Genomic DNA, 15,227 nt, shown 5'->3' with positions numbered 1-15,227 from the left:
TTTCGCCAGACAACGAAAAAGCCCCGGCGATAAACCGGGGCTTTTTCGTTGTGAGCGAGGGAATTGTCGCGGCGCTATGGCTTAGTGATGAACAGCCGGGGCGACGGCGGCGGTTTCCGGGGTGGACAGGATGCCTACGATCAGGATGGCGAGGACGATATAGACACCGACCGTTGCCCAACCTCCCAGCCGGAAAACACCCATGAATTCCTTCCAGTCAACGAAAAATCCCAGATAGGCAACGACGGCCACCAGTGCGAAGAAAATACCCATGAACTCTCTCCTCTCATTAAAGATATGTTAAACACCAGCGCAATTGTATACCAAGGGCGCCGTGAAATCCAGCCGGAATTTTTCTTGGGGGCCTGATGAGCCTGGAGCTTTTCCCTAGCGCCGAACTTTCTTCGGGGTTCTTTGAGGAACGGGCCCGTGCCCTCGGTTACGGCGCTATCGCCGGGATCGACGAGGCCGGTCGCGGGCCGTTGGCCGGCCCGGTGGTGGCGGCGGCGGTGATCCTTCCCAAGGCCTACGAGTTGACGGGGTTGAACGATTCCAAAAAACTTTCGGCTGCCCGTCGCGAGCATCTTTTTCCTCTGATCCGTACCCAAGCCCGCGCCATCGGCGTCGGCATCGTCTCGGCCGAGGAAATCGACCGGATCAACATTCTCCAAGCCACTCTGCAGGCCATGTCTTTGGCGGTACGGCGGCTCAAAGTCCCGGCCGACTACCTGCTGGTGGACGGCATCACCCCTGTTCCCCTGCCCGTGCCGCAACAGACCCTCAAGCAGGGGGACAGCCGCTGCGCCGCCATCGCCGCCGCGTCGATCATCGCCAAGGTGGTGCGCGACCGCATCCTCATCGCCTATGACGAGCGCTATCCCGGTTACGGCCTGGCTCGGCACAAGGGTTACGGCAGTGCCGCCCACTTAGCTGCCATCGCTGACCTCGGGCCGACCCCGCTGCATCGCAAAAGTTTCGCCGGGGTCCGTGAACATCTGGAGCGGCCATGACCGAGGCGCGACAAAGCCTGGGCCGCTGGGGGGAAGAAGTGGCCGCCCGTTATCTGGAGCGGCGCGGATTGCGGGTGTTGCATCGGAACCTGCGCACCCCGGTGGGGGAGATCGATATTCTCGCCCGGGAAGGGAAGACCCTGGTCTTCGTTGAGGTCAAAACCCGCCGGAGCCTGGCTTTCGGCAGTCCCCAGGAGGCGGTGGGGCCGACCAAGCAGCGGCAAATCCTGCGTGCCGCTCAGTGGCATTTGTCCGGGGCCGCGCCGCGCACGACCGTCCGTTTCGATGTGGTGGCGATCCTGGCCGGTCCTGGCGAGCCGGTCATTGAGCATATCGTCAATGCCTTCGGGCTGGACTGACCGACGTCGCGTCCCTTGCGGTGAGTGGCGATTCTTTGTTAAGCTGCGCTGACAAAACGCCGACCCCCGGCGTTTGCCTGGGCAGCGGTGACGAAAGAGGTGCAGCGATGATGAAATCCTTGTCCGAATGGGGCTATTGCCGTCTCGGGGTCGCCGTCCCGGAATTGCGGGTGGCCGATGTCGCCTTCAATCTGGCCCAGTTACGCCGGGTTGTCGATCAGGCTGAGGCGGCCGACTGTTCCCTGCTGCTCTGCCCGGAACTGGCGCTCACCGGCTACAGCTGTGGTGATCTTTTCTTCCAGCCCCTGCTCATCGAACAGACCCGGCGCGCCGTTGCTGAACTGGCGGCCGACACCCGGGGCCGCGGCCTGACCCTGGTGGTGGGCGCGCCGATCCGTCAGGATGACCGGCTTTACAACTGCGCGGTCATTCTCGGTCAGGGGCGCATCCTCGGCATCGTCCCCAAAATCCACCTGCCCAACAGCCACGAATTCTACGAACAGCGCTGGTTCGCTTCGGCCCGTGAGAGCCGTTGTGATCATCTCGACTGGAACGGTGAGGCGGTCCCCTTTGGCGCCGATCTGCTTTTCCGCGCCGTCAATCGTCCCGAATGCCTGATCGGTATCGAGTTGTGCGAGGACCTGTGGGTCGCCGACCCGCCGAGCGGAGCCATGGCGGTTCAAGGGGCGACGGTGCTGCTCAACCCCTCGGCCAGTCCGGAAACCCTCGGCAAAGAAGGCTATCGCCGGGAGCTGGTGCGCAGTCAGTCGGCGCGCTGTATAGCTGCTTACGCCTATGCTTCGGCGGGGCCTGGCGAGTCGAGTACCGATCTGGTCTTTTCTGGGCATTCGCTCATCGCCGAAAATGGGCTGTTGCTGGCGGAAACCGAGCGTTTTCGTTTCGATTCACAACTGGTTCTGGCCGATGTGGATCTGGCGCGCCTGCGCACCGAACGGGCTCGCTCCAGCAGTTTAGCCATGGGCGCGATCGGCCCCCGCTACCGAGAAATCCCTTTTCACCTAGCCGAGCTTGCGGCCGGCACCCTCTGTCGCCCTCTCGACGCAACCCCTTTTGTCCCTGCCGACGATGCCGAGCGCGCCGCCCGCTGCCGGGAGATTTTCGCCCTGCAGACCACGGCCCTGGCCAAACGCCTGCGCCATACCGGGGTTGCGCGGGTGGTCCTCGGCATCTCCGGCGGCCTCGATTCGACCCTGGCGCTGCTCGTGGCGGTCAAGGCCTTCGATCGTCTCGGGCTCGACCGTGAAGGTATCGTCACCCTGACCATGCCCGGTTTCGGCACCACCGCCCGCACTCGAGGGAATGCCGAACGTCTGGCTGAACTTCTCGGGGTCGGGCTGCGGGTGATCCCCATCGATGGCGCGGTGCGCGGCCATTTCGCCGACATCGGTCACCCCGAGACGCTGCACGACATCACCTATGAAAATGCCCAGGCGCGGGAACGCACCCAGATCCTCATGGATGTGGCCAATCAGGTCGGTGGGCTGGTGCTCGGCACCGGCGACCTGTCCGAACTGGCCCTCGGCTGGTGCACCTACAATGCCGATCACATGTCGATGTACGGGGTCAACGCCGGCGTGCCGAAGACCCTGGTGCGCTATCTTGTCGCCTGGTGCGCCGAGTGCGAATTCGGCGACGAGGCCGCGGCCATCCTCAAAGACATTTGCGCCACCCCGGTTTCGCCCGAGCTGTTGCCGCCCACCGCCGAGGGGGAGATCGCTCAGAAGACCGAGGACCAGGTCGGCCCCTACGTTCTGCACGACTTCTTTCTCTACCATCTGGTCCGCCGGCACGATCCTCCCGCCAAGATCTACTTCCTGGCCTGCCAGGCCTTTGCCGAAGAGTTCTCGCCTGCGACCATCCTGCGCTGGTTGCGGGTCTTTTACCGGCGCTTCTTTTCCCAGCAGTTTAAGCGCTCCTGTCTCCCCGATGGGCCGAAGATCGGCAGTGTCGCCCTTTCTCCCCGGGGGGATTGGCGTATGCCGAGCGACGCCTCTGTCGAACTCTGGCTGCGGGAGTTGGACGGCCTGGATGGGGAGACCTGAACGATGGCTTGCGGCACCCTCTATCTGGTAGCCACCCCCATCGGCAATCTTGAGGATATCAGCCTGCGTGCCCTCCGGATTCTCAAGGAGGTCGATCTGGTCGCCGCCGAGGATACCCGGCACAGCCGCAAGCTCTTCAATCACTACGGCATCACGACACCGCTGACCTCCTGCTTCGAGCACAACGAGGCGCGCAAGGGGGAGCGGATCGTTGAACTTCTGGCCCAGGGGCGATCAGTGGCGCTGATTTCCGATGCCGGCACTCCGGCCATCTCCGACCCCGGTTATCTGCTGGTCTGCCGTTGCCGGGATGAGGGCTTGCCGGTGACCGTCGTCCCTGGCCCGTCGGCGGTAATCACCGCCCTCGCCCTTTCCGGGTTGCCGACGGCGCGTTTCGCCTTCGAGGGCTTTCTGCCCGCCAAAAGCTCCCACCGGCGGGCGCTCCTCGCCGCCGCGCGCGGGGAGACGGAACGCACCCTGGTCTATTACGAGGCGCCCCATCGCCTGTTGGCCGCCCTAGCCGATCTGCGCGAGGAACTGGGCGGCGAGCGCCGGGTGGCGGTCGCCCGGGAGCTGACCAAGCTGCACGAAGAGCTCTTTCGTGGTACCGTTGAAGAGGCGCTGGCGCATTTCGGCGCCGGGCGGGTGCGGGGAGAGATTGTCCTGCTGGTCGCCCCAGCGGAGGCAGAGCCCGAACGGGAGAGCCTGGAAGAGGCGTTGGCGCGCTGGCATGCCGCCCCTGAGTGTTCCCGCAAGGAGATGGTCAAGTCCCTGGCGAAGCGCTTTGGTTTGCCGGGGAGCGAGGTCTACCGCCGCAGTCTGGAGTTGGAAGGGGATGAAGGGGATGGACAATCCGACGATTCTGATCATTGACGACCATCGGCCGGTGGGGATGTTGCTGGAGAACGTCCTGCGTTTGCACGGTTACGGGGTTCTTTATGCGGAGACCGGCAAGGAGGGGCTGGAACTGGCCTGCCGGGAAGCGCCGGCGCTGATTCTGCTCGATATCATGATGCCGGAAATGGACGGCTTTCATGTCTGCGAGGCGCTCAAGGCCGATGAGCGGACCCGGGATATTCCCGTCGTCTTTATTTCCGCCCGGGGAGAGGCGCCCGCCGTTGATCGCTCCAAGGCCGTCGGCGGCGCGGGATTTATCCATAAGCCGTTCAAGAGCCAGCAGATTATCGAGGTTCTGGACGGGTTGCTACGCAGTCGGGATAGCTCTTAATAGCGAATTTCGAAGGACACGAATTCGTTCTGAAATTCTTCCCAATCGATGAGCAGTTCCGCCACCTCGCCGCTGGGTGCCCCCTGTCGACATTCCTCCAAGGTGCGGCGGATCGCTGATTCTCGCCCCTCGAAGACGGCCTCCACATCCCCATTTCCGAGATTGCGCACCCAACCGGTCAGTTCGTTGCTCCTGGCTTGCAAGGTTGTGAAATGGCGAAAGCCCACCCCCTGTACCCGCCCTTTGAAACGCACCTTGGCACGAACCTTTCTCATCTCTACTCTCCCGTTTCCGTCATGCGCAGGAATTCTTCCTCGTCGATAATGCGAAGCCCCAACTGTCGGGCTTTTTCCAACTTGCCGCCAGCGCCAGGGCCGGCGATGACGAAGTCCGTCTTTTTGCTCACCGAGCCGCTCGCGCGTCCCCCCAGGCGCTCCACCAGCGCCTCCGCCTCCTTGCGGCTCAGGCTGGCAAGGTTGCCGGTGATGACCAGGGTCTTGCCGCGCAGGGGGCCGTCGCTTTGCACCACCGCTTCATCCGTCGGGCGCAGGCCGAGTTCCTCCAGTTCACGCAAGAGCAGCAGATTGGCCGGATTGGCGAAATAGTCCCGTAACGATTCAGCGACCTTGTCGCCGATTTCATGGATTTCCGTCAGTTGCCCAGGTTCGGCGGCGGCCAGGGTGTCGAGCCCGGAAAAGCGCTTGGCCAGCAGGCGGGCGGTGTGGCTGCCGACGTGACGGATGCCAAGGCCGAAGAGGAGGCGGGAGAGGGGACGGGTTTTGCTGGCGGCGATGGCCTGCAGGAGTTTGTCTGCCAGGACCTCGCCCATGCGCTCCATCCGGAAGAGATCGTCCCGGGTCAGGCGGTAGAGATCGGCAACGGTCTGAAGCTTGCCCAGGTCGATGAGTTGCAGCAGCTGTTTTTCCCCCAGCCCATCGATATCCATGGCGTCGCGGGAGACGAAGTGCTTGAGACGCTCCAGCGCCTGGGCCGGGCAGTGAGGGTTGACGCAACGGGGGACGACTTCGCCGGGCTTACGGGTCACCGGCCCGTCGCACTCGGGACAGCTCTCCGGCAAAGGGATCGGGATTTCCGCACCGGTGCGCTTTTCCGTGAGGACTTTGACCACGTCGGGGATCACATCCCCGGCCCGCTCCACCAGCACATGATCGCCGACGCGGATGTCGAGGCGGGCGATTTCATCCCAGTTGTGCAGGCTGGCGCGGCTCACGTTAACGCCGCTGACGTTGACGGGCCGCAGCTGCGCCACGGGAGTGATGGCACCGGTGCGGCCCACCTGCAGGACGACCTTTTCCAGAACCGTTTCGGCCTGGCGGGGGGGGAACTTGTAGGCCACCGCCCAGCGCGGCGAGCGACTGAGCTCCCCCAGTTCCCGCTGCAACTCCAGTTCGTCGACCTTGACCACCATGCCGTCGATTTCAAAGGGGAGCTCCTCGCGGCCGGCGAGCAGCTGCCGGAAGCGGGCGACGACCTCTTGCGCGCCCCGGGCGCGGCTCGTTCCTTCGAGGTTGACACGCAGGCCCAGGCGCCGCAGCTCCGCCAGGGCCTCGCCCTGGGTGGCAGGCAGGGGCCCCTCCCAGCGGCCGAAGCCATAACAGAAGATGCGCAACGGGCGGCGCGCGGTGATCGCCGAGTTCAGTTGACGCAGGCTGCCGGCGGCGGCGTTGCGGGGGTTGGCAAAGGAGCGCTCCCCCGCTTCTTCCTGTTCGCGATTGAGGTGCTGAAAGTCGGCCAGTTCGATATAAACCTCGCCGCGCACATCGAGCAGTGCCGGGAAGGGCGGATTCAGTCGCCGGGGGACGCTCGCCAGGGTGCGCAGATTCTCGGTGATGTCCTCGCCGGTCTGTCCATCCCCCCGGGTGCTCGCCAGGACCAGCTCCCCCTGTTCGTAGGTCAGCTCCACCGCTACCCCGTCGAGTTTCATTTCGCACAGGTAGTCGATGTCACTTCCTTGGGCGAGGAAGGTCTTGCGCAGGCTGGCGTCGAACTCCATGAATTCCTCTTCGCTCTTGACGTTGCGTAGGGAGAGCATAGGCAGGGCGTGGAGAACCGGTGCAAATTTTTCCGAAGGCGGGGCGCCGACCTGCCGAGAGGGGGAGTCGGTCTCGGCCAGTTGCGGATAGCGCGTTTCGAGAGCGAGCAGTTCGCGAAAGAGTTCGTCGTATTCGGCGTCGGAGATCTCCGGTGCGTCGAGCACGTAATAGTTGTGATTGTGACGGCGCAGGGCTTCGCGCAGTTCGGCGTGACGGTTTCTGGCGGCGGGGGTCGGTTCGGGCACAGGGGTCTCCTCGGCGAGGGGCGGGATTTGGCCAGGGTTTTATAGCATGCCCGATCGCCAGCGGCAAGCGGCGGGAGGGTGGGAATCCATTGAATTGTCTTCATGTATCGGGTAAACTCTCCGGCAATCGACAAGGAGGAATTCCAAGGGTGGAAGAAAACTCGTTAAGGTTGTGTTTGCTGGGGGTGCTGTTTCTGCTGTCGGGTTTTTTTTCCGGCTCGGAGACCGCCCTGATGTCCCTTGACCGTCTGCGGATCAAATACCTGGTGGAAAAAAAGCGGCGCGGCGCCCGCCATCTCGAAGTCCTGCTCGAACAACCCGATCGGTTGCTGAGCGCCATTCTCATCGGTAACAATCTCGTCAATATCGCCCTCTCGGTCTTAGCTACCGGACTCTTCGTGCACTATTACGGCGAGCGCGGCGAACTTTACACGATTCTCTTCATCACCCCCTTTCTGCTCCTTTTTTCCGAAATCAGCCCCAAATCCTACGCCGCCCAGAATCCGGAACGGGTTTCCTTCTTGGTGTTGCGCCCGATCCTGTTCGTTATCTGGCTGTTGACGCCGGTGATCTGGGTGATTACCGTCCTGACCCGCCTCCTCTCCCGCCTCTTTCCCGGGGAGGCGGCGACCCGGCCGATCATTTCCGAAGATGAAATTCGTTCTCTGATCAATGTTGGTGAACAGACCGGAGTGGTCGCCAGCGCCCAGCGGCGGATGCTGCACGGAGTTTTCGAGCTCTCCCAGACGCGGGTGCGGGACGTCATGATTCCCCGCACTGAGGTGGTCGGCATCGATATCGGCTCGTCCCTGGAGCAGGCGATGACCCTCATCCGGGAGTCGCGGCACTCGCGCTTCCCCGTCTATCAGGGGGGGATGGACAGTGTCGTCGGCATCATTCATTCCAAGGATGTTCTGCTGGTCATGCAGCATGCGGGGGATTTCGCCCTCGAACGAATCATGCGCCCCCCGTATTTCGTGCCCGACTCGAAACGGATCGAAACCCTGCTCCAGTCTTTCCGCCGTCGACATGCCCATTTGGCGGTGGTCGTCGATGAGTATGGCGGAGTCGAAGGGATCGTCACCTTGGAGGATATCGTCGAGGAGATCGTCGGTGAAATTCAGGACGAGTACGATGATGACGACGTCCTGCTGCGAGAATTGGAGCCAGGCCGCTACCTGATCGACGGCAGCACGTCGTTGCGGGCGATCAATCGTCGCTTCGGTCTCGACTTTTCCGAGGAACATGTCAATACCCTGGCCGGATTCATGCTGCGTCAACTCGGCACCATTCCCCAAGAGGGGGATCGCTGTCAGGCGAATGGCGCGGAGCTGACGGTGCGCAAGGTCGTCGACCGGCGGGTTGAAGAAATCGAAATGCGCCTTCCCCCTCTGGTCTCCCCCGACTGAGCCCGAGACGGGCGAGCCTTTCCCTATTCGACAAAACTCTTTTTAATCTCTCCCTTAAGGCCCGCAGCGCGGGTCTTTTTTTGTTTTCCCGGGACGCCTAAACTATTGGAAAACTGTAAAAATCCCTTGACATGCCCCAGGGCCGCCGTTATAGTTCCCAAAAAGTGGGGAATAGTGACATGTTAGGCCAAAAGGGGCCGCCGATGATCTTCCAAGGTGAATTCAACAACTCTATCGACCCCAAGGGGCGCGCCAGTATTCCCGCCAAATTTCGGGAAGTGCTGGCTGATGCCTATGGGGATGAGGTGTTGGTGGTGACCAAGAATGTCGAAGGCGGGCTGTCGGCCTATCCCCTTTCCAGTTGGGGCAAGATCGTCGAACGGGTTCAGCAGAGTCCGCCCGGCCCCGAGAAGAATGCGGTCATCCGCCTGATCGTCGCACCGGCGACGGAGTGCGCCTTCGATAAACAGGGGCGGGTGTTGATCCCCCCCGCGCTGCGTTCCCACGCCGGTCTGGAAAAAGAAATTGTGGTGGTGGGGATGTTCGACAAGATCGATCTCTACAGCCAGATCAAGTACGCCGAAGTGACCCGTCATTCCGAGGCGTTGCTGCAGGATAGCCCCGACTTCGTTTCCGGTGTGGGGCTGTAGCTCGTGGGGGAGGTTCTTTTCGAGCACCGCTCGGTGCTGGCCGCCGAAGTCCTTCACTGGCTGGCGCCGCGACCGGGCGGCATTTACCTCGACGGAACCCTGGGTGGGGGCGGTCATGCCCGTCTGATCCTTGAAGCTTCGTCCCCCGATGGTCGTCTGATCGGTCTGGATCGCGATCCCGCCGCCCTGCGCAAGGCTGGAGCGGTCCTCGCCCCCTTCGGGGAACGCGCCCTGTTGCACCACGCCAACTTTTCCGAGGCGTCTGAGGTCCTGGCCGAATTGGGGATCGCCGGTCTGGACGGCATGCTCCTCGATCTCGGCGTCTCTTCCCATCAGCTGGATAGCCTCGAGCGCGGCTTCTCCTTTCGCGGCGACGCGCCCCTGGATATGCGCATGGACCCGACTTGCGGTCCTTCCGCCGCCGATGTTCTGGAGCGGGCGGACGACGACGAGCTGGCACGGATCTTCCGGGAGTTCGGCGAGGAACGTTGGGCCGGGCGCATTGCCCGCCGCATCGTTCGGGTTCGTCAGGAACGACCGCTGCGCACCACGCTGGAGTTGGCCGAACTGATCAGGGATACGGTTCCCGGCGGCCATGTGCCGGGGCGCATCCACCCGGCGACCCGGGTTTTTCAGGCGCTGCGCATCCATGTCAATCAGGAACTGGAGCATGTGGCCCATGGCGTCGCTGCCGGCATCGGCCTGCTCAAGCCGGGGGGGCGGTTGGTGGTAATCAGCTTCCACTCCTTGGAAGACCGGATCGTCAAACGTCTTTTCCAGGGCGAAGCCCGAACCTGTATCTGTCCTCCGGCCCTGCCGGTCTGTTCCTGCGATGTGCACCCCCGGATTGAAGTGCTGACCCGCAAGGCGGTGCGGGCCTCGGCGGAGGAGGTGGAGGAAAACCCGCGGGCGCGCAGTGCGGTATTGCGGGCGGTACGACGCCTGCCCATGGATTGAAGTGTTGCTCAAGGAGGTTGTTGTGTCCGAAGCCACGGTAAGGTCGCTTCCCAAAATCAATGGATTTCACCTGGCGCGACCCGCATTGCTGCCGCTTTTTATCTATCTGGCGCTGCTGCTCGCGGTCTCTCTCTTCTTCGTCTGGTCGCGCATCACCGTCGTCAATCTCGAATATGATATCTCCCGTCTCGGTGTCGAGTTGCGTGAGGTCGAGCAGGAGCATAAACGCTTGCGTCTCGAATCGGCCCACCTGCGGAGTCCGGTGCGGATCGAGAGAGTCGCCATTAACGAACTCGGGCTGCGGATGCCGAGCCTTGAACAGGTCATCCTTGTCGACTGATGGACAAACTGGAGAAGTGGGTTCGCATCCGTATCCGCCTGGTCGGCTTCTGTTTCCTGATCGCTTTCAGCTTTATCGTGGTCCGGGCCTTTCAACTCCAGGTTCTGGGGCAGGAGGAATGGCGCAAGCGGGCTGACCGTCAGCATCAGAAATCCGTGCCCCTGACCCCCAAGCGGGGAACGATCTACGATCAGGGGGGGGAAGAACTGGCTCTGAGCATCGAGGTTGATTCCATCTATCTGGAACCGACAAAAATTGCCGAGCCGGAAAAGGTGGTTGAGGTGCTAACCAAAACCCTGTCTCTGCCCAAATCGAGTCTGCGCGAGAAAGTCCGCTCGAAGAAGAGTTTTCTCTGGGTGAAACGGCAAATTTCCCAGGCCGAAGGGGAGAAAATCCGGGCCGCCAAGTTGTCTGGGGTCGGCTTCACCAAGGAACACCGGCGGTTTTACCCTAACTCCGAACTTGGCGCGCATGTGCTGGGCTTTACCGGCATCGACCCCAAGGGGCTGGAAGGGCTGGAACTGAAATACGATGGTGTCGTGCAGGGCGAAGGAGGCTATCTGGTGGTCGAGCGCGACGCCCTTGGGCGTGGCCTCGGCAGCGGAAGTCTGGTGGTGGAAGGATCCCAGCGCGGAGCGAATCTCTATCTGACCCTGGACAAGCATGTGCAGTACATCGCCGAGAAAGAGCTGGCCGAGGGCGTGGCCAAAGCCGGGGCCAAGGGGGGGAGCGCGGTGGTCGTGGATCCGCGAACGGGCAGGATCCTCGCCATGGCCAACTATCCCCTGTACAACCCCAATGCCATCAAAAAGTACCGCCCCAGCCACTGGCGCAACCGGGCGGTCTGCGATACCTACGAGCCGGGCTCGACCCTCAAGGTCTTTCTCATGGCGGCGGCGCTCAACGAGAAGTTGGTGACCCCCAACAAGATCATTGATTGCGAACAGGGCTCCTACCGGGTGGGGGGTAAGACGATTCACGACCATCATCCCTACGGTCGGATCACCGCTTCGGAGGTAATCAAGGTCAGTTCCAATATCGGTTCGGCAAAAATCGGCAAGGCTCTGGAGCGTGAGCGACTTTTCCGCTATCTGACTGATTTCGGTTTCGGCCGCTCGACTGGAATCGATCTGCCGGGGGAAGCCTCGGGCCTGCTACGGCCACCCCATGCCTGGTTTGAGGTCGACCTCGCGGCCATCGCTTTCGGCCAGGGGATGACCGCCACCCCTCTGCAGTTGGCCCGGGCAACCGCTGCCATCGCGAACGACGGAAAGCTGATCGATATGCCGATCGTGGAACGGATCGTCAACGATCGCGGGGATGTCATCGAAGAACGGAAGCCGGAAATGGTACGGCAGGTAGTCTCCGCCGAGGTCGCTCGCCAGGTGCGGGAAATGATGGCGCTGGTCGTCGGCCAGGGGGGAACCGGCACTCTGGCGTCGGTCCCGGGGTTTCGGGTGGCGGGCAAGACCGGGACGGCACAGAAGGTCGATCCGGTGACCGGCGGCTATTCGGTGGATAAACGGGTGGCCTCCTTCATCGGCATGGTTCCGGCCGAGAAACCGCAACTGGTGGTGGTGGTGGAAATCGACGAGCCTTCGAAGCAGGTCTACGGCGGACTGGTGGCCGCACCGGTCTTTTCCGAAATCGCTACTAAAACCTTGCGGCAATTGAAAATTTCGCCGACCGAGGCCTCTCCTGCCATGCCTCTGCCGCTTCCTCCCGCCGAGGAGGCTCTCGCCCAGCCGGTACAGGCAATGCTTGAAAACCTTGTTGAGGGCGAGTTGCAGATGCCTGATTTTGCTGGCATGAGTTATCGACAGGTTCTGCAGACCATGGCGGATAAAGGATTGAATATCAAGTTGCGCGGATCCGGGCGGGTCATCGAGCAGTCTCCCCCGCCAGGAGGAGCAATCCGTTATTCCAAGGAGATATGGGTCCGGCTGGCGCCGCCGACTTGAGGAGGTCGAGACCTTTGATTGCTTATCAAGGAGCACTCTTTTCATGATGAAGCTCGCAACGCTGATCGAGGCCCTGCCGGATGCGCACCTGACCGGCGATCCTGGCCAGAAAGTCACTGGGCTCTATTACGACTCGCGGCAAGTCGAGGCGGATGGAGCCTTTTTCGCGCTGCGGGGAGCCACTGTCGACGGCCATGAGTTCATTGACACGGCTCTGGCTCGGGGTGCGCGGACGATTTTTCTGGAGCAAATGCGCGAACTGCCGCCGGGCGTGAGTGCGGTGCGGGTCGACAATGCCCGCCGGGCGATGGCCCTTGTCGCCGAGCGCTTTTTCGGCGGACCGACCGTCGATATTCCCGTCGTCGGCGTGACCGGAACGAACGGCAAAACGACCATCACCTATCTGCTCGAGTCCATGTTGAAAGCCGCCGGACGCCAGCCGGCGGTGCTGGGAACGATCAACTACCGTTTCGGCGAGCAGCAGTTGCCCTCTTTACATACCACGCCCGAATCGGTCGATCTCGCCCGGATCCTGGCTGGCTTCCGCGCGGCGGGGGCTGATGCCTTGGTTATGGAGGTTTCCTCCCACGCCCTCGATCAGTACCGGGTGGAGGGGGTGCACTTCGACGTGGGGATCTTCACCAACCTCACTCCGGAACATCTCGACTATCACGGCACCATGGAAGCCTACTTCGCGAGCAAATCCCGATTTTTCAGCGATTTGCTCGACAACGGCCGAGGGGGCGCGGTCAATCTGGACGATCCCTACGGACAACAACTGGCCCAGCGTTTCCCCTCCGTCATCACCTGCGGCCGCCATCCCGAGGCGGCGGTGCGGCCGCTGGAAGCGCGTCTCTCCCTCGACGGCATCGAAGCGAAGCTGGCGACGCCCATCGGTGAACTGTCGGTCCGCTCCCATCTGGTCGGCGAATTCAATCTGCAGAATCTGCTCTGCGCTGTAGCGGGAGGAATCGCCCTGGATCTGCCGGCAGAGGCCATCGTTCGCGGCCTGGCCGAAGCTCCGGCGGTGCCTGGACGCTTGGAGCGCATCGAGAATCGCCGCGGTGCCCTGATTCTTGTCGATTACGCCCATACCGGTGATGCCCTGGAGAAGGTACTGGAAACTCTCAACGGCTTGGGCCCGGCCCGGGTCATCACTGTCTTCGGTTGCGGCGGCGACCGCGATCCGCGCAAACGCCCGATTATGGGGGAAGTGGGAGCGCGGCTTTCCGACCTGGCGATCATTACCTCGGACAACCCCCGGACCGAAGATCCCCTGGCGATTATCGACGCCGTTCGCGCCGGGGCGCTGCGTGTCCATTCCCGGGAATGGACACACGAGGAGGCGCGGGCTCTTGCGGGACGAGGATTTGTGACAATTCCCGACCGCGCCGCGGCCATCGCTTTCGCGGTGGGATTGCTCGGCGAGCGGGATTTGTTGCTCGTTGCCGGCAAAGGGCATGAGGATTACCAGGTTCTCGGCACCCGCCGCATCCATTTCGATGATCGCGAACAACTGCGGAACGCTTTGGATCGGGCAGAAAGGGGTGCGGCATGAATCTCGACGTCAAGACCATTGCCAGCATCACCGGCGGACGCCTGACCCCGGCCGGGGCGGATGTAAGGATCACCGGGATTTCCACCGACAGCCGCACCCTCAAGCCCGGGGAACTCTTTATTCCCCTGCGCGGCCCCAACTTCGATGGCCATGATTTTCTGCTGCGCGCCCTGCGCAACGGTGCGGCGGCCTGTCTCAGCGAGGAAGTGGTCGGCGCCTTCCCCGTCCCCCTGATCAAGGTGGAAGATACCCTCAAGTCTTTGGGCGATCTCGCCGCGGCTCGGCGTCGGGAATTTTCCGGACCAGTCATCGGACTCACCGGTTCGACCGGTAAAACCTCGACCAAAGAGATGATCGCGCGGATCCTCGGCCTGACCGGACCGGGGCTCAAGACCGAAGGCAACTTCAACAATCTGATCGGGTTGCCCCTGACTCTGTTGCGCCTCACCGTCGAACATCGCTGGGTGGTGCTGGAGATGGGGATGAGCGCGCGCGGTGAAATCGCCCGGCTCACGGAAATCGCCGAGCCTTTCGTCGGTATCGTCACCAACGTCGGGCCCGCGCATCTGGAAACCCTGCATAACATCGAAGGGGTTGCCCGGGCCAAGGGCGAGCTGTTCGCCGGAATGAAAGCGGGGGGCATCGCCATCCTCAATGCCGACGACGAACGCGTTGCCCGACTTCCGGTAGCCAACGGTGTGCGTCGGGTCTTCTTCGGGCTCGACCCCAGTGCGGAAGTGCGGGCGGAGCAGGTGACCACCACTCGCGACGGCATCCGCTTTGAACTCTGCCTGGGGGAGAAGCGCTACCCGGTGCGGATGGAAGTGGCCGGACGGCACAACGTTCAGAACGCCCTGGCCGCCGCCGCCGCCGCTAATGCCTTGGAGGTGCCCGGGGAGCTGATCGCCCAGGGGCTGGAGGATTTCCGGTCTTCGCCGGGGCGGATGGAACTGGTGGAAATCGAGAACGACATTCTGATTCTCGAAGATAGCTATAATGCCAACCCCCTGTCGGTGCGGGCGGCTCTGGCTACCCTCGATGAGCTGGGGGGGGAAGGAAGACGCGTGGCGGTGCTCGGTGACATGCTCGAACTGGGCAAGAATACCGGCGAACTCCATCGCGAGGTGGGTGAACTCGCCGGCCATCGGGTCGACCTGCTGGTGCTGCTCGGCGAGCAGGCCGGTGAAGTGGCGCGCGGCGCTCGCCAGTCAGGGCTGACCGAGGAATTTATCGTCGTGGTTGCTTCCCACGAGGAGGCCATTGGCGTCCTGCGTGAACGTTTGCAAAGCGGCGACCGGGTGCTGATCAAAGGTTCGCGTGGCATGAAAATGGAAAAAATCAGTAGCGCCCTTCGCAACAAGGTCGGCGCCGAGGGCCAGGGCTAGGAGCCGCG

General features: G+C 62.6%; 15 protein-coding genes. 12 read left to right on the top strand and 3 right to left on the bottom strand.

From position 1 onward, the window contains the following. Positions 1 to 81: 81 nt before the first annotated feature. Positions 82 to 273 (bottom strand): hypothetical protein, encoded by a 192-nt coding sequence (locus tag BQ4888_RS04745; protein ID WP_092054304.1) that lies wholly within the window; start codon positions 271 to 273, stop codon positions 82 to 84. Positions 274 to 368: 95 nt separating this feature from the next. Here BQ4888_RS04745 and rnhB point away from each other — a divergent pair, with 95 nt between their 5' ends. The 5 genes from rnhB (at position 369) to BQ4888_RS04720 (ending at position 4,660) form a co-directional block, all read left to right on the top strand. Next, positions 369 to 1,010 carry a ribonuclease HII gene (rnhB, locus tag BQ4888_RS04740; RefSeq protein ID WP_092054302.1) on the top strand — a complete coding sequence of 214 codons (642 nt, stop codon included), beginning with the start codon at positions 369 to 371 and terminating at the stop codon, positions 1,008 to 1,010. Next, complete coding sequence (locus BQ4888_RS04735; protein ID WP_092054300.1) at positions 1,007 to 1,369, top strand: YraN family protein; 363 nt, start codon at positions 1,007 to 1,009, stop codon at positions 1,367 to 1,369. The genes rnhB and BQ4888_RS04735 overlap by 4 nt, the downstream gene beginning before the upstream one ends. Before the next feature lie 107 nt (positions 1,370 to 1,476). Then, positions 1,477 to 3,432 (top strand): NAD(+) synthase, encoded by a 1,956-nt coding sequence (locus BQ4888_RS04730; protein ID WP_092054297.1) that lies wholly within the window; start codon positions 1,477 to 1,479, stop codon positions 3,430 to 3,432. 3 nt (positions 3,433 to 3,435) lie between these two features. Next, positions 3,436 to 4,305 carry a 16S rRNA (cytidine(1402)-2'-O)-methyltransferase gene (rsmI, locus tag BQ4888_RS04725; protein ID WP_092054295.1) on the top strand — a complete coding sequence of 290 codons (870 nt, stop codon included), beginning with the start codon at positions 3,436 to 3,438 and terminating at the stop codon, positions 4,303 to 4,305. Beyond that, positions 4,277 to 4,660: a response regulator gene (locus tag BQ4888_RS04720; protein WP_170232957.1), complete on the top strand. Its 384-nt coding sequence runs from the start codon at positions 4,277 to 4,279 to the stop codon at positions 4,658 to 4,660. The genes rsmI and BQ4888_RS04720 overlap by 29 nt, the downstream gene beginning before the upstream one ends. Here the strand turns inward: BQ4888_RS04720 and BQ4888_RS04715 are convergent. Together BQ4888_RS04715 and ligA are read right to left on the bottom strand one after the other, a co-directional pair. Further along, the gene (locus tag BQ4888_RS04715) at positions 4,657 to 4,935 is read right to left on the bottom strand and encodes an acylphosphatase (protein WP_092054289.1); all 279 of its coding nucleotides are present in this window, start codon (positions 4,933 to 4,935) and stop codon (positions 4,657 to 4,659) included. The genes BQ4888_RS04720 and BQ4888_RS04715 overlap by 4 nt on opposite strands. A gap of 2 nt (positions 4,936 to 4,937) precedes the next feature. After that, positions 4,938 to 6,959, bottom strand: coding sequence for an NAD-dependent DNA ligase LigA (gene ligA, locus BQ4888_RS04710; RefSeq protein ID WP_092054287.1), 2,022 nt, complete (start codon positions 6,957 to 6,959; stop codon positions 4,938 to 4,940). A gap of 149 nt (positions 6,960 to 7,108) precedes the next feature. Here ligA and BQ4888_RS04705 point away from each other — a divergent pair, with 149 nt between their 5' ends. From BQ4888_RS04705 to BQ4888_RS04675, 7 genes are all read left to right on the top strand, one after another. Continuing rightward, positions 7,109 to 8,368 (top strand): HlyC/CorC family transporter, encoded by a 1,260-nt coding sequence (locus BQ4888_RS04705; protein WP_092054284.1) that lies wholly within the window; start codon positions 7,109 to 7,111, stop codon positions 8,366 to 8,368. 179 nt (positions 8,369 to 8,547) lie between these two features. Next, entirely contained in the window at positions 8,548 to 9,018 is a 471-nt protein-coding gene (mraZ, locus tag BQ4888_RS04700) for a division/cell wall cluster transcriptional repressor MraZ (protein ID WP_170232956.1), read from the top strand. A gap of 3 nt (positions 9,019 to 9,021) precedes the next feature. Beyond that, positions 9,022 to 9,975, top strand: coding sequence for a 16S rRNA (cytosine(1402)-N(4))-methyltransferase RsmH (rsmH, locus tag BQ4888_RS04695; protein WP_092054280.1), 954 nt, complete (start codon positions 9,022 to 9,024; stop codon positions 9,973 to 9,975). 22 nt (positions 9,976 to 9,997) lie between these two features. Continuing rightward, positions 9,998 to 10,315: a cell division protein FtsL gene (gene ftsL, locus BQ4888_RS04690; protein WP_170232955.1), complete on the top strand. Its 318-nt coding sequence runs from the start codon at positions 9,998 to 10,000 to the stop codon at positions 10,313 to 10,315. Beyond that, positions 10,315 to 12,276 (top strand): penicillin-binding protein, encoded by a 1,962-nt coding sequence (locus BQ4888_RS04685; protein ID WP_092054276.1) that lies wholly within the window; start codon positions 10,315 to 10,317, stop codon positions 12,274 to 12,276. The genes ftsL and BQ4888_RS04685 overlap by 1 nt, the downstream gene beginning before the upstream one ends. A 46-nt stretch (positions 12,277 to 12,322) precedes the next feature. Continuing rightward, positions 12,323 to 13,834 carry a UDP-N-acetylmuramoyl-L-alanyl-D-glutamate--2,6-diaminopimelate ligase gene (locus tag BQ4888_RS04680; protein ID WP_092054386.1) on the top strand — a complete coding sequence of 504 codons (1,512 nt, stop codon included), beginning with the start codon at positions 12,323 to 12,325 and terminating at the stop codon, positions 13,832 to 13,834. Beyond that, positions 13,831 to 15,219 (top strand): UDP-N-acetylmuramoyl-tripeptide--D-alanyl-D-alanine ligase, encoded by a 1,389-nt coding sequence (locus tag BQ4888_RS04675; protein ID WP_092054274.1) that lies wholly within the window; start codon positions 13,831 to 13,833, stop codon positions 15,217 to 15,219. Before BQ4888_RS04680 ends, BQ4888_RS04675 begins: the two co-directional genes overlap by 4 nt. Positions 15,220 to 15,227: the final 8 nt, after the last annotated feature.

Source organism: Desulfuromonas acetexigens (assembly GCF_900111775.1).
In the GTDB taxonomy this organism is placed as follows: Bacteria; Desulfobacterota; Desulfuromonadia; order Desulfuromonadales; family Trichloromonadaceae; genus Trichloromonas; species Trichloromonas acetexigens.
Note: the sequence above shows the minus strand (reverse complement) of the source record. Positions and strands in the feature narration are given on the sequence as shown.

Excerpts from the sequence above, each read along its gene's own strand:
- BQ4888_RS04735 (WP_092054300.1), top strand. The coding sequence starts at position 1,007 with ATGACCGAGGCGCGACAAAGCCTGGGCCGCTGGGGGGAAGAAGTGGCC.
- rnhB (WP_092054302.1), top strand. The coding sequence starts at position 369 with ATGAGCCTGGAGCTTTTCCCTAGCGCCGAACTTTCTTCGGGGTTCTTT.
- BQ4888_RS04730 (WP_092054297.1), top strand. The coding sequence starts at position 1,477 with ATGATGAAATCCTTGTCCGAATGGGGCTATTGCCGTCTCGGGGTCGCC.
- BQ4888_RS04675 (WP_092054274.1), top strand. The coding sequence starts at position 13,831 with ATGAATCTCGACGTCAAGACCATTGCCAGCATCACCGGCGGACGCCTG.
- BQ4888_RS04680 (WP_092054386.1), top strand. The coding sequence starts at position 12,323 with ATGAAGCTCGCAACGCTGATCGAGGCCCTGCCGGATGCGCACCTGACC.
- BQ4888_RS04745 (WP_092054304.1), bottom strand. The coding sequence starts at position 273 with ATGGGTATTTTCTTCGCACTGGTGGCCGTCGTTGCCTATCTGGGATTT.
- mraZ (WP_170232956.1), top strand. The coding sequence starts at position 8,548 with ATGTTAGGCCAAAAGGGGCCGCCGATGATCTTCCAAGGTGAATTCAAC.
- BQ4888_RS04720 (WP_170232957.1), top strand. The coding sequence starts at position 4,277 with ATGGACAATCCGACGATTCTGATCATTGACGACCATCGGCCGGTGGGG.
- BQ4888_RS04715 (WP_092054289.1), bottom strand. The coding sequence starts at position 4,935 with ATGAGAAAGGTTCGTGCCAAGGTGCGTTTCAAAGGGCGGGTACAGGGG.
- rsmI (WP_092054295.1), top strand. The coding sequence starts at position 3,436 with ATGGCTTGCGGCACCCTCTATCTGGTAGCCACCCCCATCGGCAATCTT.
- BQ4888_RS04685 (WP_092054276.1), top strand. The coding sequence starts at position 10,315 with ATGGACAAACTGGAGAAGTGGGTTCGCATCCGTATCCGCCTGGTCGGC.